1 protein-coding gene is annotated in these 810 nt (G+C 72.6%); it reads left to right on the top strand.

The window, feature by feature from the left end; translation table 11 throughout:
• A partial coding sequence (locus AC5RUJ_RS17500) for a DNA gyrase C-terminal beta-propeller domain-containing protein (RefSeq protein ID WP_494156409.1) occupies window positions 1-810 on the top strand: 810 nt, incomplete at both ends.

Genomic DNA, 810 nt, shown 5'->3' with positions numbered 1-810 from the left:
CGCCGCCGGCAAGAACGCCAAGGCCGCCCTGCCGCTGCAGATCGCGGACGACCCGTGCTGGGTCCTGCTCTCGGCCTCCGGCCAGCTCGCCCGCACGGTGGACCAGGAGCCCCTGTCGGACGGCCAGCGGATCCGGCACGATGTCCTGGCGTCAGTCGTCAGGACCACGGCACGGGCCGAGATCGGAGCGGTGACCTCGCTGGGCCGGATGCTGCGGCTCCCGGTCCTGGACATGCCGGTGCTCGCCGCCGCCGCCGGGTCGCCCAACCTGGCCGGCGGCGTCCCGGTCAAGGAGTTCGTGACCCTGGCGAAGGGCGAATCGCTGGTGGCCTTGGCGCCGCTGGACAAGGTCCTCGCCCTCGGCACGGCGCAGGGCATCGTCAAGCGCGTGACCCCGGACTACCCGCTCAACCGGGAGGACTGGGAGATCATCGCGCTCAAGCCCAAGGACTACATCGTGGGCCTGAGCGTCCCGGCCGACGACGATGAACTGGTCTTCATCACCCGCCAGGCGCAACTGCTTCACTACCCGGCCTCGACGGTGCGCGCCCAGGGCCGCACGGCCGGCGGCGTCACGGGCATCAAGCTGGGCGCGGAAGACACCGTGACGTTCTTCGGTGCGGTCGCCGCCGGGGACGCGGACGCCGTCGTCGTCACCGTCGCCTCCTCGCAGGAGGCCCTGCCGGGCACCTCCCCCGGCTCGGTCAAGGTCACCCCGTTCACGGAGTACCCGGCCAAGGGCCGCGCCACCGGCGGCGTGCGCGCGCACCGCTTCCTGAAGGGCGAGGACATGCTCTCGCTGGCGTGGGC

This window comes from Arthrobacter sp. Y3223164 (assembly GCF_059091005.1).
This window is presented reverse-complemented; position numbering and strand designations above follow the sequence as displayed.